The sequence below is a fragment of the Streptomyces sp. SD31 genome, from assembly GCF_052068475.1.
In the GTDB taxonomy this organism is placed as follows: domain Bacteria; phylum Actinomycetota; class Actinomycetes; order Streptomycetales; family Streptomycetaceae; genus Streptomyces.
This window is the reverse complement of sequence record NZ_JBQHCX010000016.1, coordinates 110,203-131,473: the sequence shown is the minus strand read 5'-3', so window position 1 is coordinate 131,473 and position 21,271 is coordinate 110,203. Positions and strand designations below refer to the sequence as shown.

Here is a 21,271-nt window from a genome sequence, read left to right as displayed (position 1 = left end):
CCCCGAGCATGGCACGCACCACCGACAACCCGTCCCGCGTTTTTCCGGCCCACTCGACACCTGGTCGACAGATTCCGTCGCGTAACCAAAAGGCAACAACGGAATCACTTGTTGGAGCCGCCCCCCTCTGTCAGGATCGGCACTCAAATCGAGCCTGAGCCACGCCGGCCCCACCATGGGGACACGGAGGGAGCGACATGCACAACCCGGGCACCGCCACCCCGGAACGATTCCCGGCCCAGGACCGCTTCGCGGAGGGCGCGCAGTACATCGCGGGCCGACCGGCGAAGGGGACCTCGGGTCGTACCCACGCCGTCGTCGACCCTGCGACCGGCGAGGAGGTGTACTCGTACGACCTGGCCGGCCCCGATGACGTCGACGCGGCCGTCGCCGCCGCGCGCGAGGCGTTCCCGGGCTGGGCCGGCGCGACGCCGGGCGAGCGCTCCGACGCGCTGCACCGCTTCGCCGCCGTCCTCGCCGACCGCGCCGAGGAATTCGCCCGCGCCGAGTCCCTGCAGTGCGGGAAGCCGCTGAAGCTGACCCGTGAGTTCGACGTGCCGGGCACGATCGACAACACCGCCTTCTTCGCGGGTGCCGCCCGCCACCTCGCCGGCCAGTCCGCCGGGGAGTACTCCGGCGACCACACCTCCTACGTGCGCCGCGAGCCCATCGGCGTCGTCGGCTCCATCGCCCCCTGGAACTACCCCCTCCAGATGGCCGCCTGGAAGATCCTCCCGGCGATCGCCGCGGGCAACACCATCGTGCTGAAGCCCGCCGAGCTCACCCCGCTCACCTCGCTCCTCTTCGCCCGGGCCGCCACCGACGCCGGGATCCCGGACGGGGTCATCAACATCATCACCGGGACCGGGAGGGAAGCCGGTGAGCACCTCGTCGGCCACCCCGACGTCGCCATGACCTCCTTCACCGGCTCCACCGCCGTCGGCAAGCGCGTCGCCGAGATCGCCACCGCCACCGTGAAGCGGATCCACCTGGAGCTGGGGGGCAAGGCGCCCTTCGTCGTCTTCGACGACGCCGACCTCGAAGCCGCCGTCCACGGTGCCGTCGCCGGCGCGCTCATCAACACCGGGCAGGACTGCACGGCCGCCACGCGCGCGTACGTGCAACGGCCGCTCTACGAGGCCTTCGTGGAGCAGACCGCCGCCCTCATGGCGAGCGTCCGTCTCGGTGATCCGTTCGCGCCGGGCACCGACCTCGGGCCGCTGATCTCCCATGTCCAGCGTGACCGCGTCGCCGGTTTCGTCGACCGTGCGCGCGCCTACGCGCGCGTGGTGACCGGTGGCGAGGCACCGCAGGGCGACCTCAAGGACGGCGCGTACTACCGTCCCACCCTCGTCGCCGACGCGCCCCAGGACAGTGAGATCGTCCAGTCCGAGATCTTCGGGCCGGTCCTGGTCGTCGTGCCGTTCGACAGTGACGACGAGGGCATCCGGCTCGCCAACGACACCCCGTACGGGCTCGCCGCCTCCGCATGGAGCCGCGACGTCTACCGGGCGAACCGCGCCACCCGCGAGATCAAGGCGGGCTGTGTGTGGGTCAACGACCACATCCCGATCATCAGCGAGATGCCGCACGGAGGCTACAAGGCCTCCGGCTTCGGCAAGGACATGTCAGCCTACTCCTTCGAGGAGTACACCCAGGTCAAGCACGTCATGTTCGACAACACCGCGGTCGCCAGGAAGGACTGGCACCGCACCGTCTTCGGGGACCGATAGCCAGATCAGGCGGGAGCAGCCGGCCGCCCGACCCGCGACCGGCCTCCCCAACCTTTCCGATCTCTCCCGAAAGGGCACCACGCGCATGGAGCAGTACGAGCCCGACCGCCTGTCCCCGGCCCAGGTGGCCGCCATGCGGCGCAGCCTGCGCAACGGCCGGGCCGCCATGACCCGGCGTTCCCTGCTGCGTGCCTCCACGGGCGGCGCGCTCGCGGTGGGCGGGCTGGGCACGCTCAGTGCCTGCGGGATCCCCGCGGCCGGCAAGACCCAGGGCGGCACGTCCGCCGAGGACCACTCGGCCGAGGAGAAGGTCGTCAACTTCTCCAACTGGACCGAGTACATGGACGTCGATGACAGCGGCAAGCACCATCCGACGCTGGAACAGTTCACGGAACGTACCGGCATCAAGGTCAAGTACACCGAGGACATCAACGACAACAACGAGTTCTTCGGCAAGATCAAGCCGCAGCTCGCCGCCGGCCAGGACACCGGCCGGGACATAGTCGTCCTCACCGACTGGCTGGCCGCCCGGCTCATCCGCCTGGGGTGGGTGCAGAAACTGGACGCGTCCAACCTGCCGCACGCCTTCGCCAACACGTCGCAGCAGTTCCGCAGCCCCGACTGGGACCCGGGACGGGCGTACTCGTACCCCTGGCAGGGCATCTCGACCGTCATCGCCTACAACAAGAAGGCGCTCGACGGCGTCGAGGTGAAGACGGTCTCCGACCTGCTCGACAACCCCAAGCTCAAAGGCCGCGTCGGCTTCCTCACCGAGATGCGCGACACCGTCGGCATGACCCTGCTCGACATGGGCAAGGACCCCGCCAAGTTCAGCGACGACGACTACGACGCGGCGATCGCCCGGCTCCAGAAGGCCGTCGACAAGAAGCAGATCCGCCGGTTCACCGGCAACGACTACACCTCCGACCTCACCAGCGGAGACTTCGCCGCCTGCCTCGCCTGGGCCGGTGACGTCGTACAGCTCAAGGCCGACAGCCCGGACATCGACTTCCTCGTCCCGGACAGCGGCTACATGACGTCCAGCGACAACCTGCTGATTCCCAACAAGGCCCGTCACAAGACGAACGCCGAGCGGCTCATCGACTACTACTTCGAGCCGAAGGCCGCCGCCGAGCTCGCCGCCTACATCAACTACGTCTGTCCCGTGGACGGCGTGAAGGAAGAGCTTGCGAAGATCGACGAGGACGCGGCGAACAACCCGCTGATCCTCCCCGACAAGGCCATGCAGGCCCAGTCCCGCGCCTTCCGCTCCCTGAGCTCGAAGGAAGAGACGGCCTACGAAGAGAAGTTCGCGAAGCTCACAGGGGCGTGACCACACCATGACGAACGACACCAGCGGCGACGTCCGCCTCTCCGGCATAGCCAAGACCTACGGCTCCTTCACCGCCGTACACCCGCTCGACCTGACCGTGCCGCAGGGCTCCTTCTTCGCCCTGCTCGGAGCCTCCGGCTGCGGCAAGACCACCACCCTGCGCATGATCGCCGGCCTGGAGGAACCTTCCTCCGGCACGGTCCACCTCGGCGACCAGGACGTGACCGCCCTGCCGCCGTACAAGCGGCCGGTGAACACGGTCTTCCAGTCGTACGCCCTCTTCCCGCACCTCGACATATTCGAGAACGTCGCCTTCGGCCTGCGCCGGCGCGGCATCAAGTCGGTGAAGAAGCAGGTCGAGGAGATGCTCGACCTCGTCCAGCTCGGCGAGCAGGCCCGCAAGAAGCCGCACCAGCTGTCGGGTGGCCAGCAGCAGCGTGTGGCCGTGGCCCGGGCGCTCATCAACCACCCCAAGGTGCTCCTCCTCGACGAGCCCCTCGGCGCCCTCGACCTGAAGCTGCGCCGCCAGATGCAGCTGGAGCTCAAGCGCATCCAGACCGAGGTCGGCATCACCTTCGTCCACGTCACGCACGACCAGGAGGAGGCCATGACCATGGCCGACACGGTCGCCGTGATGAACGCGGGCCGCGTCGAGCAGCTCGGCTCGCCGACCGACCTGTACGAGAACCCGCGCACGACGTTCGTCGCCAACTTCCTCGGCACCTCGAACTTCATCGAGGCCGAGGTCGACTCCAAGAGCGGCGACGACATCGTGCTGAAGGCGGGCGGCGGCAAGCTCGTCCTCCCCGAGGCGCGGTGCGGCGCGCCCACGACGGTCGGCGGCAAGGTGCTGGTCGGCGTGCGCCCCGAGAAGATCTCCCTCACCCACGCCGACGAGGCGGGCGAGATCCCCGAGGGCCGCAACCGGATCACCGGCAGGATCGCGGACTCCTCGTTCATCGGCGTCTCCACGCAGTACGTCGTCGACAGCCCGGTCTGCCCCGACTTCGAGGTCTACGCCCAGAACATCGACCGGGACGCCCGCCTGGTGCCCGGCGCCGAGGTCGTCCTGCACTGGAACCCGGCGCACACCTTCGGCCTCGACGCCGCCCAGGACATCGACGCCGGTGTCGAGGAAGGTGCGGCCTCCTGATGTCGACGCTCACCGAGGCGCCACCGCCTCTCACCCCGACCGCCCCCGAGAAGAAGCCGCCCCGCAAGCGCGGGCGCCTGGTGCCCTACTGGCTCCTGCTCCCCGGCATCCTGTGGCTGCTGGTCTTCTTCGCGCTGCCGATGATCTACCAGGCCTCCACGTCCGTGCAGACGGGCTCGCTGGAGGAGGGCTACAAGGTCACCTGGCACTTCGCCACCTACTGGGACGCACTGTCCGAGTACTACCCGCAGTTCCTGCGCTCGGTGCTCTACGCCGGCTCGGCGACCATCCTGTGCCTGATCCTCGGCTACCCGCTCGCCTACCTCATCGCCTTCCGCGCGGGCCGCTGGAAGAACCTGATCATGATCCTGGTGATCGCGCCGTTCTTCACCAGCTTCCTGATCCGCACCCTCGCCTGGAAGACGATCCTCGCGGACGGCGGCCCGGTCGTCGGCGCCCTCAACACGCTGCACGTCCTGGACGTCACCAGCTGGCTCGGCATGACCTCGGGCGACCGTGTGCTGGCGACGCCGCTCGCGGTGGTGTGCGGTCTGACGTACAACTTCCTGCCGTTCATGGTCCTGCCGCTCTACACCTCGCTGGAGCGCATCGACGGCAGGCTGCACGAGGCGGCGGGCGACCTGTACGCCAAGCCGATCACCACCTTCCGGAAGGTCACCTTCCCGCTGTCGATGCCGGGTGTCGTCTCCGGCACGCTGCTGACCTTCATCCCGGCGGCCGGCGACTACGTCAACGCCGATCTCCTCGGCTCGACCGACACCCGCATGGTCGGCAACGTCATCCAGACGCAGTTCCTGCGGATTCTGGACTATCCGACGGCCGCTGCCCTTTCCTTCATCCTCATGGCCGCCATCCTCGTCATGGTGACGCTCTACATTCGCAGGTCGGGAACGGAGGATCTGGTTTAAATGGCCTTCGTCAACTGGCTCAAGCGCAATCTCGTCGTCATCGCGGGACTGCTGACGCTCGCTTATCTCCTCCTGCCGAACGTCGTCGTGACGGTCTTCTCCTTCAACAAACCGAAGGGGCGCTTCAACTACGAATGGCAGGAGTTCTCCACGGCCGCCTGGCGGGACCCGTGCGGTGTCTCCGACCTGTGCGGCTCGCTGTCGGTCAGCCTCCAGATCGCGTTCTGGGCGACCCTCGGCGCCACGCTCCTCGGCACGATGATCGCCTTCGCACTGGTCCGTTACCGCTTCCGCGCGCGCGGCGCCGTGAACTCGCTGATCTTCCTGCCGATGGCGATGCCCGAGGTCGTCATGGCGGCCTCGCTGCTCACCCTGTTCCTCAACATGGGCGCTCAGCTGGGCTTCTGGACGATCCTGATCGCCCACATCATGTTCTGCCTGAGCTTCGTCGTGACGGCGGTGAAGGCACGCGTGATGTCGATGGACCCGCGGCTGGAGCAGGCCGCGCAGGACCTGTACGCCGGACCGTTCCAGACGTTCGTCCGGGTCACCCTGCCGATCGCCGCCCCCGGAATCGCGGCGGGCGCGCTGCTCGCCTTCGCGCTCTCCTTCGACGATTTCATCATCACCAATTTCAACGCGGGCTCCACCGTCACCTTCCCGATGTTCGTCTGGGGCTCGGCCCAGCGCGGAACGCCGGTTCAGATCAATGTCATCGGTACGGCCATGTTCGTCGTCGCCGTACTGTTCGTCCTGACCTCCATGGTCATCACAAACCGCAGAAACAAGCAGAAGGCATAAGCCAAAAGGCCTAAGCCCAGGGAAAACCCCTGTAGGGAGTTGAAATCATGGCCCCAAGCGCCATGAACGGATGGACAAAGGCACTCTCTGACGCCCAGCCGGTCCCGTACTGGCTGGACGACCCCGGCAGGCCCCACCCGGAACCCGCCCTCACCACCGCCGAGACCTGCGACCTGCTGGTCGTCGGCGGCGGCTACAGCGGACTGTGGACCGCGCTCCTCGCCAAGGAGCGCGACCCGCAGCGGGACGTGGTCCTGCTCGAAGGCCGCGAGGTGGGCTGGGCCGCCTCCGGCCGCAACGGCGGCTTCTGCGCCGCATCCCTCACCCACGGGCTGCCCAACGGGCTCGCCCGCTGGCCCGACGAGATCCACGCACTTCAGGAGCTGGGCGCCCGCAACCTCGACGAGATCGAGAAGGCGGTCGCCCGCTACTCCCTGGACTGCGACTTCGAGCGCACCGGCGAGATCGACGTCGCCACCGAGACCTACCAGGCGTGGGAACTGCGCGACTGGTACGAGGAGTTGCGGGACAAGGGCCTCGCCGAGGGCATCGAGTTCCTGGACGCCGAGGCGGTACGGGCCCAGGTCGACTCACCGACGTTCCAGGCGGGTCTCTACGACCGCCGGGGCGTGGCCATGGTCAACCCGGCCAAGCTGGTGTGGGGCCTGAAGCGGGCCTGCCTGGACCTCGGCGTCCGTGTCCACGAGCACACCCCCGCCCTCACCCTGAAGCCGTACGGGGCGGGGATGGCCGTACGCACTCCGTACGGCTCGGTCCGCGCCCGCAAGGTCGCGCTCGGCACGAACATCTTCCCGAGTCTGGTCAAGCGCGTGCGCGCGTACACGGTCCCCGTCTACGACTACGCCCTGATGACCGAGCCCCTCACCGGGGACCAGCTCGCCTCGATCGGCTGGAAGAACCGCCAGGGCCTCGGCGACTCGGCGAACCAGTTCCACTACTTCCGCCTCTCCGCCGACAACCGCGTCCTCTGGGGCGGCTACGACGCCATCTACCCGTACGGCGGCCGGGTCCGCGCCGAGTACGACGATCGCCCGGAGACCTATGCCAAGCTCGCCGGCCACTTCTTCACCTGCTTCCCGCAGCTGGAGGGCATCCGCTTCACCCACGCCTGGGGCGGCGCGATCGACACCTGCTCCCGCTTCTCGGCGTTCTTCGGGACGGCCCACCAGGGCAAGGTGGCGTACGCGGCGGGCTTCACAGGTCTGGGGGTGGGCGCTACCCGTTTCGGCGCGGACGTGATGCTGGATCTGCTGGCGGGGGAGCGCACGGAACGCACGCAGCTCGAAATGGTCCGCAAGAAGCCGCTCCCCTTCCCGCCGGAGCCCTTCGCCTGGACCGGCATCGCGCTCACCAAGTGGTCGCTGGCCCGCGCCGACGCGCACGGCGGGCGGCGCAATCTGTGGCTGAAGGCGATGGACCGACTCGGCCTCGGGTTCGACAGCTGAATGTGACTCAGGTCACCTTGGATTGGTGGCAAGAACCCGCGTAATGCCAGGCGGGTGACCTCCCTCTCCCTCGTGACGCGACCCGCGTTCACGAAGGAAAGGGAGGTCACCGTCATGACAGGGGCGAAGACGGCGGTCGAGTGGCTGGCATCCGTGGCGCCGGATCCCGCAGCCTGTCGCTGGGAATGGGAGCGCAATCCCCTCGGGGTCGCGCTGCTGCCGGCCGGCAAGGCCTGGGACGTACTCATCCTGCCGGGCGAGCTCGGCTACCCGACCCTCGATGTCCTCACCCGCATCCTCGACCAGCCGGGCCCGGTGCTGGTCGACTTCGGCGACTCGCGCATGGGTTTCTTCGTGCCACCGGGCACGGCCGCCCGCTGGCTGGGCACCGGCATCCGTACGGCCGGGGAGGGCACCTGGATCGTCGTCCCGTACCCGGGTCGCGCCACCGGCGGCACCCGCTGGCTGGTCCCCCCGGACGGCACCGGCACCCTCACCGACCCGGCACTGCTCGAACTGGCCATGCACGAGGCGGCGGCGCGAATGGCCGCGGAGGGGGAGGGCTAGCCCGTGGAACCCTGCCCGGTGCGGCGGCCGGGAGTGTCGGCGGGTGTTCGACGGCTGCTGCGGGCGAGGAACAGCCAGAGCGAAGACAGGAGCACCGCGCACAGGCACCAGCTGGCCACGACGTCCAGTGGCCAGTGGTAGCCGCTGCGGATCAGGCCGAAGCCGACGGCGGCGTTGACGACCGCGCAGGCGATGAGGAGCTCGCGGCGGGCATAGGCGGAGCGCAGCCAGGGGAGCAGGAGCAGGGCCGCGGAGCCGTAGGCGACGGCGGCCGTGGCGGTGTGGCCGGAGGGGTAGTAACCGGTCGCCGGGGGGACGGCCGGGGTGCCCGGGCGGTCGGTGAGTTCCTTGAGCGGCACGATCAGGGCCGGGACCAGTGCCATCAGGACGGCCGCCGCGGTGGCCGGCAGCCACCAACGGTCTGTACCAGTGCGGCGGGACCGCCAAGCGGTGTGGACGAGGACCACGGCGAGGACCGGGACGGCGACCTGGACATTGCCCAGGTCGGCCAGGAGATCGGAGAAGCGGTCCGGGTGGATCAGGGCCCGGCTGACCCGCTCGTCCACACGCACGAGCGGCCCGTCCGCGACGACCTGCCAGGTGATCAGGGCGAAGAGGAGGGCCGGAAAGCCGAGAAGGAGGAGGAGGGAGGTCGGGCGCCCCGGAACAGGGGGGGTGGTTCCGAGGCGCCCGTCCGGATCGGATGGTCGGCCGCCCCGGGGGGTTTGGGGCGGGCGACTGTCCGATCGGTGAGGAGATCCGAAGCCGGAGGCTCCGGTTGTGTGCGCGAGGGCACGACCAGGTCGAAGCTGGGGAGGCCTCGGCCCGATGTCACCCAGAGTCCCCTCTGGGCGGGGTGTATCTCTCATCTGCCTAGAACCTACGACAGCGGAAGGGCGTAAGACAGACGGAATCGCGTCCTGACATCCACCTCGCACACCTTCTTCACACGCTCTGACTACCGCGGCCCCACCCCCGGAACCGCGGGCGGTGTCAGGGGTGGGGCGGATGGGGTTTCCGGGCCGGTGAACCGGCGCTCACCAGTGGTTTTGCTGTGACCTCAGATGCGGGCGAAGGCCTGCTCGATGATGTCGAGGCCCTCGTTCAGCAGGTCCTCGCCGATGACCAGCGGGGGCAGGAAGCGCAGCACGTTGCCGTAGGTGCCACAGGTCAGGACCAGCAGGCCCTCGGCGTGGCAGGCCTTGGCGAGCGCGGCGGTCGCCTCCGCGTTCGGCTCCTTGGTGGCGCGGTCCTTGACCAGCTCGATGGCGATCATGGCGCCGCGGCCCCGGACGTCGCCGATGATGTCGAACTTCTCGGCCATGGCGGTGAGGCGGGCCTTCATGATCGCCTCGATGTTCTTCGCCTTGGCGTTGAGGTCGAGCTCCTTCATCGTCTCGATGGAGCCCAGGGCACCGGCACAGGCGACCGGGTTGCCGCCGTAGGTGCCGCCCAGGCCGCCCGCGTGCGCGGCGTCCATGATCTCGGCGCGGCCGGTCACCGCGGCGAGCGGGAGGCCGCCGGCGATGCCCTTCGCGGTCGTGATCAGGTCGGGCACGATGCCCTCGTCCTCGCACGCGAACCACTGGCCCGTACGGCAGAACCCGGACTGGATCTCGTCGGCGACGAAGACGATGCCGTTGTCCGAGGCGAACTTGCTGATGGCCGGCAGGAAGCCCTTGGCCGGCTCGATGAAGCCGCCCTCGCCGAGGACCGGCTCGATGATGATCGCGGCGACGTTCTCCGCGCCGACCTGCTTCGAGATCTGGTCGATGGCCTGCGCGGCGGCCTCCGGACCCGCGTTCTCCGGACCGGTCGGCCAGCGGTAGCCGTAGGCCACCGGCACCCGGTAGACCTCGGGCGCGAACGGGCCGAAGCCGTGCTTGTACGGCATGTTCTTCGCGGTCAGCGCCATCGTGAGGTTCGTACGGCCGTGGTAGCCGTGGTCGAAGACGACGACGGCCTGGCGCTTGGTGTACGCACGGGCGATCTTGACGGCGTTCTCGACGGCCTCGGCGCCGGAGTTGAACAGCGCGGACTTCTTGGCGTGGTCACCCGGGGTGAGCTCGGCGAGGGCCTCGGCGACCTCCACGTACCCCTCGTACGGCGTGACCATGAAACAGGTGTGGGTGAAGTCGGCGAGCTGGGCGGAGGCCCGGCGTACGACAGCCTCGGCGGACGCGCCGACGGACGTCACCGCGATGCCCGAGCCGAAGTCGATCAGGCGGTTGCCGTCGACGTCCTCGATGATGCCGCCGCCCGCACGCGCCGTGAACACGGGCAGCACGGAGCCCACGCCCTGCGCGACCGCGGCGGTACGGCGGGCCTGCAGCTCCTGCGACTTCGGGCCGGGGATGGCGGTGACGACGCGGCGCTCCTGCGGAAGTGCGCTCATGAGGGGCTCCTGGGGGTGTTGCGGACGCTTGTCTTCTCTTTTTCGCAGGCTAGGGCGGCAAGCGGGGGGTGGGCATGCTCCATGTGGGCGTTGTCAGCGAGTCCGGTTGTCCGTGGTGGACATAGCGACAGCGACGGGGCGGGTACCACCGGGGACAGAGACGACGCACGGGCCCTGCGCAGGGCCCGCCATCCACAGCCGGGTCGCCCGCGCGTCGACGTACGTCCGGAACGGGCTCGGCGTCAGCACATGGCCGTCGATCTTGATCAGCTGCTGCCTTCCCCGGGCGCGGATGGAGCAGTCGACCGGTCGCCAGGGGTGGGTGGCCAGCGTGCGTGCCATACGGCGGGTGGCCACGATCACGTACACGTGGAAGGGCAGGAGCGTCACCTCGAAGATCAGCCCCATCACGAGCAGCCCGATCAGGTCGTGGCCCTCGTCCGCGACCACCTCGGCGACCTGGACCGCGAGCACGGCGGGCCACAGGAGCAGGAACAGGGCGACGCGCCTGAACAGACGGCGGCGCAGTGTGCGGCCGGTGGCCGGATGGGAGAGGGCGTGGAGGGAAGGATCCGGTGCCGGCCCCTGGGGAGGGGACGGGTCGTCCGTTACGACGGAGTAGCGCAGGTGGCGGTGGCGCAGTCGGCTCGGTGCGTCCTCCGGCGCGCGGGAGGCGGCGATGACCACCTCGTCGCCGGGGAGGCCGCAGTACCAGAGCCGGGCGATGCGGGCCTTGCGCTCGGCGGGCGCGTTGGGGTCCATTCGGCGGGCCCACCACAGGGGTGCTCGGATGATCAGGGGCAGGCGGCGGCCTGGAGCGGCGGGGTCGGGGACCTCGAACCAGGCGTCGCTCACGTCCCGCGCCTTCGCGTGGCCCGAGACGCCGCGCCGCGGGTTGTCCACGATCCGCCAGGGGTGGGCGCGCAGGAGGCGGCGTACCCGCCAGGAGTTGGGCAGCTCGGCCAGGAGCTGGAGGGGCAGAGCGATGAGCGAGACGACGAAGAACACCACCGTCAGCCAGACCACCTGCTCGCGCACGGCGATGGTCGTCCCGGAGTACCAGGTCCACCATGCGGCGCACACACCGACGATCAGCAGACTCCGCCCCGTCTGCCGCCACCACGCCCGCCGGGTCGCCGCGTCGTCCCAGGCGACGCCCGCCGTGCCGGTCAAGTCCTTGTCGCCGAAGGTCAGTTGGTCGGTCACCTGGGAGTCTCCGTCTCCTGATGCGCGCGTCCGGGGCAGGTCACGACGATATCCGGAGCATCTCGGTCCGTTCCCTCGGCCGTGTAAGCGGTGAACTCCCCAGGAGAGGGCGTTAGATTGGCTCGCTGATGGTGGACGGAACGGCTGGTCAGGGGGCAAGGGCGATGGACGGCGACGGGACCCAGGACGCGCGGGGCACGCACGCGACGCCTGTGCCGCGTCCGGCGATGCCGCCGGAGGCCCCCGCGGTACCGCCGCGGCCGACACGGGCACCCGGTGCGCACGGCGGGCGGGAACGGGCCGCGCAGACAGGGCCCGGGGCCGTGGCCGACTGGTTCAACGAGCCCCGGCCGGCCGCCCGGCCCGGGATCTGGCGGTTCGGATACCGCCTGCCGAAGGCCGCGCAGCAAGGTGCCGAACGGCTGGCGCCGGTCACCGTGGTCGGGCTGCTCGTTCCGCTGGTCGTGGCGCTGCTCGTGTGGTCGCTGTGGCGGCGTGGCAGCATCCCGTACCAGTTCTCCGTGCTGCGGCTGTTCACACCGGACGACTGGTGGTGGGGCGGCACGCTCGCGTCCGCCAAGGGCTGGCAGGGGCAGGAGGCCCTGGTCGTCTACAACGGACTCTTCTTCGCCGTGCTCGTCTACGCGATGGGCCGACTGGGCAGTTGGCCCGACGTGGTCCGCCACTTCGTGGGCAACCGGCCACAGCCCGCGCGGGCGCTGCTCGCCGCCCTGGGCGCCCTGGTCGCGCTCAGCTTCGTGTTCCCGAGCGCCTTTCCCGGCGTCAACTGGGACGCTCTTCCCGTTGTCGCACCCCTGTTCTCCCTCGTCGCCCTGATCTCGGGCGGCTTCGACCTGTTCACCTCGGTGCTGTTCACCGACAGTCTGTACACGGTCGTCACTGTGCTGGTCCTGTGGCCGTTCGCCCGGGTCGGCGACTGGTGGGGATATGTGAAGGCGCGCCTCGCTGCGCGCGGTGCCGCAGCGCAGGAGAACACGACCGCGTCCGTGGAGAGGCCGCGCGCCGAGTGGCCCGAACTCCGGCGGGCGGGACAGCACGAGGCGGCCGACCTGCTGACCGCCGAGGTGGTCGGCAACCGTATGAACGACGTGGACTGCGCCCGGTTGGAGCACGCCTGGACCGTGGCGAGGCAGGACGGTTCTCTCGAGACCTTCCGCGACACCGTGCTGCGACAGGGCGGCGCGTCCTGGATCCATCCCTCCGGGGCCAGGGACCTGCCCCGTCGCGAGGCCGGCCACGACCTGCTCGAAGGACAGGTGCGCATCGGGCGTTGGGTGGCCGCGGAACGGGCTCCGCGCGCCTACCACGACGTGGGTGCCGCGCTCGGCCCGGACGTGCTGGGTACGTCGCTCCTCGCGATCGGACCGTCGGGGGCGGGCAAGACGCGGCATCTGATCGAGCCCGTGACGGAGTCGTTGGCGTTGCAGGCGCTCACCGGACGGTGCGCCGTCGTCGCGGTCTCCGCCGCGGGCACCCGGCTCGGCGCGGACTCGGCGTTCGACGTGATCGTACGGATCGGGGACCCCACATCCGTCCACGATCTGGATCCGTACGCGGAGTCGGAGGACCCGGACGAGGCGGCCGCCATCCTCGCCGAGGGCCTGGTGGGCGACCTCGACAACGTGGGCAGCCAGAGCGCCGCCACCGCGCTCGCCCAGCTGCTCGGTCCCTACCGGGCGGTGCACGGCCGTTTCCCGACCCTGCCCGTACTGCGTGAGCTACTGGAGGGCGAGCCGTCGGCGCTGTCCGCCCTTGATGACGCGCTGGCGTCCGGCGGCCACACCGTGATGCGCCGTGAGCTTCAGGCCCGCATCCGGCAGTTGGGGAGCCCGGCCGATGTGGGCCGCGCCCTCGCCGACCGACTCGCACTCCTGAACCGGCCGGCCTTCACCGAGTTCTTCGGCGGGGGCGGCGCTACCCGGCCGTTCTCCCTGCGTGCCGTGGCCCATCATCCGCTGCGGGTCCGCATCGACCTCCCGGAACAGGGCCACGAGGAGGCCGCCCGCCTGCTGACGAGGCTCGTCCTCGCCCAGTTCGGCGCCGTCGTACGCGGCGGGAAGCACCGCCACTTCGCCTGTCTGGTCCTCGACGACGCCACCGGGGCGGTCACCGCGGAGTCGGTGCGCCGGATCCAACGGTTGCGCTCCCAGAACGCGGGCGTCGTTCTCGCCCTGCGCACGATCGGCGATGTCCCCGAGGCGCTGCACGGTCCGCTGTACGGGGCGATCGGCTGCCGTATGGCGTTCTCCGGCGTGACCACATGGGACGGCAGCCGGTTCGCGCAGGCCTGGGGCACCGAATGGGTCGAGACGCGGGAGGTGGCCAAGCACACGGTCTTCGCCGACCAGCCGATGACCCGCATGATCCATGCCCTGCGCAAGCTCGTCACCGGCAAGGCCGTGACGACGGACGCGGTGACCGTCAAGCAGGTCGAACGGGAGCGGTGGTCGGCGTCCGAGCTGGCGCACGGCGTGCCGCCCGGGCATGCGGTGCTGTCGCTCACCAGCGTCCAGGGCGAGCACGCCCCGCCGTTGCTCGTGGACCTGCGGGGCTGACCTCGGTATCCGGTCGGTATCCGGTCGGCAGGTCACGCGGTGACCGTACAGTGAGGCAGAATCGGCACAGGTCGTTCATACGTGGCGGCTAAAAGATCACAGGGATCGCAGAGATCACACAGATGCTCACCGTGATCGCGCTGGTCACACCGATCACACCGATCACCTCGATAGTGAAGGCCTCATGCCCCCGACGCTCGCCTCACTCGTCCACCACTCCGCGCTCAAGCTGACCGTGCGGGCGGGCGAGGACCGCCTGGACGTGCCCGTGCGCTGGGCGCACGTCAGTGAGCTCGCCGACCCGGTCCCCTACATGGAGGGCGGTGAGCTGCTGCTGATCACCGCGCTCAAGCTGGACGCGGAGAACCCCGAGGCGATGCGGCGCTATGTGCGGCGGCTTGTCGGTGCGGGCGTGGTCGGGCTCGGCTTCGCGGTCGGCGTCAACTACGAGGACATCCCCACGGCACTGGTCGACGCGGCGGAGGCGGAGGGCCTGCCGCTGCTGGAGGTGCCGCGCCGCACCCCGTTCCTCGCCATCAGCAAGGCCGTGTCGGCGGCGATCGCGGCGGACCAGTACCGGGCGGTGACGGCGGGGTTCGCGGCACAACGGGAGCTGACGAAGCAGGCGTTGACCGCTGGGCCGGAGGGGCTGCTGGCCGCGCTGGCGTCCCAGGTGGACGGCTGGGCGGCACTGTACGACGCGTCCGGTGCCGTGGTCGCGACGGCGCCCGAGTGGTCGGGGCGGCGGGCGGCGCGGCTCACGGCGGACGTGGAGCGGCTGCGGGAGCGGCCCGCGCCGGCGTCGTCCGTGGTCGGCGGGCCGGAACACGAGGACCGGGTCGAGCTGCACACCCTGGGCACGGGGCGTCGGCCGCGGGCGGCGCTGGCTGTGGGCACGGCGGCGGCGCCGGGCACGGCGGAGCGGTACGCCGTCCACTCGGCGATCGCGCTGCTGACGCTGACGACCGAGCGGTCGCGGTCGCTGCACGCGGCCGAGCAGCGGGTGGGCGCGGCGGTGCTGCGCATGCTGCTCGCCGGGGAGCCGGACCATGCCCGGGCCGTAGCGGGAGATCTCTACGGCGAACTCCTCGACGCGCCCTTCCGGGTGATCGTCGCCGAGGCGGCGTCGGTGTCGGCGGCGCGGGTCGTGGACTCGGGCGCGCGGGTGGCCCTGACCAAGGCGTCCGCCGCGGTGCTGGCCGCCGCGTCCGACACGCACGGCGATCCGCTGGGCACGCTCACCGAGATCGTGGAGTCCGCGGCGGCTCGGGCCGGGGAGGCGGTGCTCGTCGTACCGGAAGGGGAGGGCGAGGCGGCGCGGCTGGTGGTGCTCGCCGCGGACGGGGGCGCGGCGGTGGCGGCGTGCGCGAAGTACGCCGAGGCGTTGGAAGGGGCGCGGGCGGGGGACGTGGCCGAACAGCCGGTGGGCGCCGACTTGGACGAGCTGGTCGTGGGGCTCTCGGCGCCGGCCGGGCCCATCGCCGCCGCGGCGGCGTACAAGCAGGCCGAGCAGGCCCTGTCGGTGGCTCGGCGGCGGGGGCGGGTGTGCGTGGAGCACGAGCAGCTGGCGGCGGGGTCGGTGTTGCCGTTGCTCGCGGACGATGCGGTGAAGGCGTTCGCGGACGGGTTGCTGCGGGCGCTGCACGAGCATGACGCGACGGGGCGGGGGGATCTGGTGGCCTCGCTGCGGGCGTGGTTGTCGCGGCATGGGCAGTGGGATGCGGCGGCCGCGGATCTGGGAGTGCATCGGCATACGTTGCGGTATCGGATGCGGCGGGTGGAGGAGATTCTGGGGCGGTCGCTGGATGACGCGGATGTGCGGATGGAGCTTTGGTTGGCGTTGAAGGCCACGTCGGCGGAGTAGGCGGGTCTCGCCCCCGCCGCCCCTACCCGTCCCATCCTCCAGGGGCTCCGCCCCTTCGACCCCGCCCCAGGGGGCTCCGCCCCCTGGACCCCCGCTCCTCAAACGCCGGAGGGGCTGGATTCGGCGCGCCCGCCGTTGGAGGAGGAGGCCGCCCCATCCCTAGCCCCACCCACCCGCAGGGAGCTTCACCCTTCAATGCCGGCCCGGGCATTTCAGCCCGTCCGGCGTTTGAGGACGAGGCCCGTTCAGGGCCGAAAGCGGGGGTCTGGGGGCGGCAGCCCCCAGGGATGGGACGGGTAGGGGCGGCGGGGGCGAGAATTCCCGGGCCGTACCCCCACCCCGCCAAACCGGCGCACCCCCCGCCCCTACCACTACACCCCGGACAAACGCCCCTCCGCCCCCACCCCCCTACCGTGGACCCCGACACACCAGGACACCCCCAACGCGGAAGGGCCGGGAAATCGATATGACTTCCACCCACGCCTTCTGGCTCGCCGGCCGCCAGGTCAGCGGCGAGGACAGCTTCGATGTCACCTCCCCGTGGGACGGGAGGGTCGTCGGCAAGGTGAGCGTGCCGACGGACGCGCAGACCGAGGAGGCCGTGGCCGCCGCGTACGCCGTCCGCGAGGACTTCGCCGCGACGCCGGCCCACGTGCGGGCCGCAGCCCTCGACCACGTCAGCAAGCGGCTCGCCGAGCGCACCGAGGAGATCGCCCGGCTGATCTCCGCCGAGAACGGCAAGCCCATGAAGTGGGCCCGAGGCGAGGTCGGCCGTGCCGTGTCCGTCTTCCGTTTCGCGGCCGAGGAGGCCCGGCGGTTCAACGGCGGCGAGGCCCAGCGGCTCGACACCGACCTCGGCGGTCAGGGACGCCTCGCCCTCACCCGGCGCTTCCCCAAGGGCGTCGTCCTGGGCATCGCGCCGTTCAACTTCCCGCTGAACCTGTGCGCCCACAAGATCGCCCCGGCCATCGCCGCCGGCGCGCCGATCATCCTGAAGCCCGCCCCGGCCACCCCGCTGTCCGGGCTCGTCATCGGTGAGCTCCTCGCCGAGACCGACCTTCCGGCCGGCTCCTGGAGCATCCTCCCGGTGCCGAACGACCGTATGCCCGCGCTCGTCCAGGACCCGCGCCTGCCCGTGATCTCCTTCACCGGCTCCGAGAAGGTCGGCTACGCGATCATGGACTCGGTGCCGCGCAAGCACTGCACCCTGGAGCTGGGCGGCAACGGCGCGGCCGTCGTGCTCGGCGACTACGCCACCGACGCGGACCTCGACTGGGCCGCCACCCGTATCGCCACCTTCTCCAACTACCAGGGCGGCCAGTCCTGCATCTCCGTGCAGCGGGTGATCGCGGACGCCTCCGTGTACGACCGGCTCCTGCCGCGCATCGTCGCCGCCGTCGAGGCGCAGGTCACCGGTGACCCGAGTGACGACGCGACCGACGTCGGGCCGCTGGTCAGCGAGGACGCCGCCAAGCGCGTCGAGGCGTGGGTGCAGGAGGCCGTCGACGCCGGCGCGGCCCTCCTCACCGGCGGCAAGCGCGACGGCGCCTCCTACGCGCCGACCGTCCTCACCGACGTACCGGCCGACACGACCCTCTCCTGCGAGGAGGTCTTCGGACCCGTCCTCACCGTACAGAAGGTCGATGGAGAGGCCGAGGCCTTCGCCGCCGTCAACGACTCCAAGTACGGCCTCCAGGCGGGCGTCTTCACGCACGACCTCCAGGTCGCCTTCCGCGCCCACCGCGCCCTCGAGGTCGGCGGCGTCGTCATCGGCGATGTGCCCTCCTACCGTGCCGACCAGATGCCGTACGGCGGTGCCAAGCAGTCCGGTGTGGGGCGTGAGGGCGTGAGGTTCGCGATGGACGACTACACCTACGAGCGGGTGATGGTCCTCACCGGGCTCGCTCTCTGAGCTCTCTGACCTCTCTGACCTCTCTGACCTCTCTGAGTTCTCTGAGTTCTCTGAGTCGATTCGGAATCCGCTCTAGCTTGTGACAATCGTTTTCAGGTAGAGTGGACCGCATCCCGGGATGAAAAAAGGGGCCCGGCACCGATGCCTTCCGGTGCCGGGCCCCTTCTTCGCGTCGGCCTCTTCCGGACCCTCAACCGGAGAAGCCGACGTGCGCGAGCCGCACCGGGCCGCGCAGCCTGAGGTGGACGTCCCGGACGCCCTCGGCGATGATCCCGGCGCGCAGTGTCGTGTAGTCGTACGGGCTCGCGTCGTCCGCTGCCCGGGACGTCAGTACGGCGAGCACCGCGCCCCCGTCCAGCGACACATCGACCGCACCCTCGCCGGCGAGGGTCGCCGTCACTTCGGTGGCGCCGTCCCCGAAGTCGCAGTTCCGGTAGACCAGTTCGCCCGACCTGCCCTGCGCCGGCGTCACCGCGTCCCCCGACGCCTTGGTGCGGTCGACGATCGCCACGCCGCTCTGCTCGTCGAAGTCGGCCGCGTCCAGGCCGCGTTGGAGCACCGGACGCGGTGCGGCCGCCTCGCCGTCCAGGAGCACGGTCGTGCGCAGCCGGATGTCCTCGCTGGAGGCGCCGGCCAGGATCTCGTACGGGCCCGGCTCGCGGCGCCATCCGCCCCGCGCCACGTCCCAGAAGTCGAAGGAAGGCAAGGGGACTTCGAAGGCCAGCGTCGTCTGCTCGCCGGGCTCCAGCCGCACCCGGCTGTGCGCCACCAGCTCCCGCCGCGGCCGCGGCACCGTCGGGTCCACGGCACGGGTGTAGAGCTGGGCCACCTCGTCGGCCGGTACATCGCCCGTGTTGGTGACCGTGAAGGAGACGTGCAGTGTGTCGTCCGTCGTGCGGGTCGTGAGGTCGGCGTAGGAGAAGGCCGCGTACGACAGGCCGTGGCCGAACGGGAACAGCGGGGTCCCCTCGAAGTACAGATACGTCTGGCGGCTGCCGATCACGTCGTAGTCGAGGAGGTCGGGCAGGTCGGCGTCGTCGGCGTACCAGGTCTGCGGGAGACGGCCCGCGGGGGAGACGTCGCCGGCCAGGACGCGGGCGAGGGCGGTGCCGGCCGCCTGGCCGCCGTGGGACATCCAGAGGATCGCCGGAAGGGCGGCCGGGTCGACGGCGTAGGGGTACGCCGACACCAGCGCCAGCACCGTGTTCGGGTTGGCCGCGCGGGCGGCGCGCAGCAGGCGCTCCTGGTGGCCGGGGAGGGCGAGCGTCGTACGGTCCTCGGTCTCGCGGCCGTTGATGTGCGGGTCGTTGCCCGCGACCACCAGGACCACGTCCGCCTGCGAGGTGACCCTGGTCACTGCGTCCTCGCCGCTTTCGACGACGATGATCTCGAAGATTTCCGGATTCGCTTCGGCAACCCGCACGCCGTCGGCGGCGACTGAGACGTGGCGACCCGTGCCGAGATGCCGGAGGAGGTGTCCGTTCTCATGGGGTTCCAGGTGGAATGTCTCTTGGACGACCCAGCCTCCGGGCTGGTCGGCGGAGGCGCGGACCCGGCCGTCCTCGGCGACCGAGAGGTAGCGGCCGTCGGGGGCGCGCAGGGTCAACACGCCCTCGCCCCACTCGACGAGCGCGAACTCGGTGCCGGTCGGGTCGGTGGTGAGCGGCGGCAGGTCGGTGCGGCCGGCGAGCAGGGCCGGGTCGAGGGCGCCCTCGGCACCGCGCACCTCGTCGTCGGCGTCCGCCTCGGGGACGTGCAGGAAGGTTCCGGCCGAGGTCTTCAGCCGGACGCGGTCGACGCCCTCCGTGAACTCCACCCGGTCCGCGCCGAACCGCTCGTACATGCCCTCCAGCGGCGTGGAGCGGTGGATGAGCGTGCCGCTGTACCAGTCGAGCTTGCACTCGTCGGCGAGCAGGCCGACCACGGCGAGCCGGGTGTCCGGGGCGAGCGGCAGCAGGCCGCCGCTGTTCTTGAGCAGGACGACCGACTGCTCGGCGGCCTCCTGGGCGAGCGCGCGGTGGGCCGGGGTGTCGAAGTCCCTGATGAGCGCGTGCGGGTCGTACTCCGGGTCGAACTCGCCGAGGCGGAAGCGGACCGAGAGCTGACGGCGGACCGCCGTGTCGATGTCCGACTCCGCCAGCAGGCCCTTGTCGAGGGCTCCGCGGATCCGTGCGGTGATCTTCGAGCCGTCGGTGCCGTGGTCGGTGAAGCTGTCGACGCCGGCGAGGATCGCGGCGGCCGTGGCCTCCTCGTGGGTGTCGAAGTAGTGCTCGGAGTCGACCAGGTTGGACGGTGCGCCCGCGTCCGAGCAGACCAGCAGGTCCTCGTCGGTCCAGGCGCGCAGGTGCTCGCGCAGATACGGCGATACGTGGTTCGGGCGGCCGTTGACCAGGTTGTACGCCGGCATGACCCCGGCCGTCGCGCCCGCCTCGACCGTCTCGCGGAAGGCGCGCAGGTCGTACTCGTGCAGCACGCGCGGGCGCACCGAGGAGGACGTGACGTCGCGGCCCGTCTCGTTGTTGTGGGCCAGCCAGTGCTTGAGGACGGGCGCGGTGCGCCAGTACGTCGGGTGGTCGCCGCGCAGGCCGCGGGTGTACGCGGTGGCGATGGCCGAGGTGAGCTTCGGGTCCTCCGAGTAGCCCTCCTCGTTGCGGCCCCACAGGGGGTGGCGCAGGAGGTTGACGGTGGGCGACCAGACGTTCAGCCCCACGCGGTCGTCGCGGGCGCGCATCGCCCGGGTCTCCTTGGAGACGGCGTCGCCGACCCGTCGTACGAGATCCGTGTTCCAGGTCGCGCCGAGGCCGACGGCCTGGGGAAACACGGTGGCCGGGCCCATCCATGCCACACCGTGCAGCGCCTCCTGGCCGGTACGGAACGCGGCGATGCCGAGCCGCTCGACGGCCGGGGCGAACTGGTGCAGGAATCCGATCTTCTCGTCGAGCGTGAGCCGCGACAGAAGGTCGTCGATGCGCTTCGCGAACGGCAGTCGCTGGTCGCGGAAAGGCGGCGTAGGCGGCGTTTGTGCGGTCACGTGGGGATCCCCTTGCGGTGGAGCGGCGAGGCGCTTTCGAAGCGCTTCGATGCTCATTCGATCCGGGGCGGGTGTCAAGACACCCCGACGCAACAACTCCGACGCCTGACCGTTATTTCAAGCGATGTACGCGGGTGGGGTCGGAACCGCACCACGTCGGAGGAATCTTGGAATCGACCCTTGTGCGCCCCCATGCCTTCACTTAACCTCGCAGCAACATCGAAGCGCTTCGACTACGACTACGAGGCTCGCCCACCTCAGGGGTGCACGGCCCTCGGCAGTGGTCGGAGGACCGCTTCAGCTCA

General features: G+C 70.6%; 14 protein-coding genes. 10 read left to right on the top strand and 4 right to left on the bottom strand.

Annotation, left to right across the window (positions count from 1 at the left end):
* Positions 1 to 197: 197 nt before the first annotated feature.
* The 7 genes from ACTMVF_RS30730 (at position 198) to ACTMVF_RS30700 (ending at position 7,982) form a co-directional block, all read left to right on the top strand.
* Positions 198 to 1,733 carry a gamma-aminobutyraldehyde dehydrogenase gene (locus tag ACTMVF_RS30730; RefSeq protein ID WP_441274365.1) on the top strand — a complete coding sequence of 512 codons (1,536 nt, stop codon included), beginning with the start codon at positions 198 to 200 and terminating at the stop codon, positions 1,731 to 1,733.
* 85 nt (positions 1,734 to 1,818) lie between these two features.
* Positions 1,819 to 3,066 (top strand): ABC transporter substrate-binding protein, encoded by a 1,248-nt coding sequence (locus ACTMVF_RS30725; protein WP_441274364.1) that lies wholly within the window; start codon positions 1,819 to 1,821, stop codon positions 3,064 to 3,066.
* 7 nt (positions 3,067 to 3,073) lie between these two features.
* On the top strand, positions 3,074 to 4,219 hold the full coding sequence (locus tag ACTMVF_RS30720) for an ABC transporter ATP-binding protein (RefSeq protein ID WP_441274363.1): 1,146 nt from the start codon (positions 3,074 to 3,076) through the stop codon (positions 4,217 to 4,219).
* A complete protein-coding gene (locus ACTMVF_RS30715) occupies positions 4,219 to 5,148 on the top strand; it encodes an ABC transporter permease (RefSeq protein ID WP_441274362.1) in 930 nt (309 codons plus the stop codon). Before ACTMVF_RS30720 ends, ACTMVF_RS30715 begins: the two co-directional genes overlap by 1 nt.
* The gene (locus ACTMVF_RS30710) at positions 5,149 to 5,949 is read left to right on the top strand and encodes an ABC transporter permease (RefSeq protein ID WP_441274361.1); all 801 of its coding nucleotides are present in this window, start codon (positions 5,149 to 5,151) and stop codon (positions 5,947 to 5,949) included. It abuts the gene before it with no gap.
* Positions 5,950 to 5,996: 47 nt separating this feature from the next.
* Positions 5,997 to 7,415: an NAD(P)/FAD-dependent oxidoreductase gene (locus ACTMVF_RS30705; protein WP_441274360.1), complete on the top strand. Its 1,419-nt coding sequence runs from the start codon at positions 5,997 to 5,999 to the stop codon at positions 7,413 to 7,415.
* 114 nt (positions 7,416 to 7,529) lie between these two features.
* Positions 7,530 to 7,982: a hypothetical protein gene (locus ACTMVF_RS30700; RefSeq protein WP_441274359.1), complete on the top strand. Its 453-nt coding sequence runs from the start codon at positions 7,530 to 7,532 to the stop codon at positions 7,980 to 7,982.
* Here the strand turns inward: ACTMVF_RS30700 and ACTMVF_RS30695 are convergent.
* The 3 genes from ACTMVF_RS30695 to ACTMVF_RS30685 form a co-directional block, all read right to left on the bottom strand.
* A complete protein-coding gene (locus ACTMVF_RS30695; RefSeq protein ID WP_441274456.1) occupies positions 7,979 to 8,821 on the bottom strand; it encodes a phosphatase PAP2 family protein in 843 nt (280 codons plus the stop codon). The genes ACTMVF_RS30700 and ACTMVF_RS30695 overlap by 4 nt on opposite strands.
* Before the next feature lie 221 nt (positions 8,822 to 9,042).
* A complete protein-coding gene (gabT, locus tag ACTMVF_RS30690; RefSeq protein ID WP_441274358.1) occupies positions 9,043 to 10,377 on the bottom strand; it encodes a 4-aminobutyrate--2-oxoglutarate transaminase in 1,335 nt (444 codons plus the stop codon).
* A 93-nt stretch (positions 10,378 to 10,470) separates the two neighbouring features.
* Positions 10,471 to 11,583 carry a hypothetical protein gene (locus ACTMVF_RS30685; protein WP_441274357.1) on the bottom strand — a complete coding sequence of 371 codons (1,113 nt, stop codon included), beginning with the start codon at positions 11,581 to 11,583 and terminating at the stop codon, positions 10,471 to 10,473.
* Between the two features lie 164 nt (positions 11,584 to 11,747).
* Here ACTMVF_RS30685 and ACTMVF_RS30680 point away from each other — a divergent pair, with 164 nt between their 5' ends.
* From ACTMVF_RS30680 to ACTMVF_RS30670, 3 genes are all read left to right on the top strand, one after another.
* The gene (locus ACTMVF_RS30680; protein ID WP_441274356.1) at positions 11,748 to 14,159 is read left to right on the top strand and encodes an ATP/GTP-binding protein; all 2,412 of its coding nucleotides are present in this window, start codon (positions 11,748 to 11,750) and stop codon (positions 14,157 to 14,159) included.
* Positions 14,160 to 14,343: 184 nt separating this feature from the next.
* Entirely contained in the window at positions 14,344 to 16,023 is a 1,680-nt protein-coding gene (locus tag ACTMVF_RS30675; protein WP_441274355.1) for a PucR family transcriptional regulator, read from the top strand.
* Positions 16,024 to 16,489: 466 nt separating this feature from the next.
* Positions 16,490 to 17,935: an aldehyde dehydrogenase family protein gene (locus ACTMVF_RS30670; RefSeq protein ID WP_441274354.1), complete on the top strand. Its 1,446-nt coding sequence runs from the start codon at positions 16,490 to 16,492 to the stop codon at positions 17,933 to 17,935.
* Between the two features lie 190 nt (positions 17,936 to 18,125).
* Here the strand turns inward: ACTMVF_RS30670 and ACTMVF_RS30665 are convergent, their stop codons facing one another.
* The gene (locus ACTMVF_RS30665; RefSeq protein ID WP_441274353.1) at positions 18,126 to 20,966 is read right to left on the bottom strand and encodes a glycoside hydrolase family 3 C-terminal domain-containing protein; all 2,841 of its coding nucleotides are present in this window, start codon (positions 20,964 to 20,966) and stop codon (positions 18,126 to 18,128) included.
* Between the last annotated feature and the right edge of the window lie 305 nt (positions 20,967 to 21,271).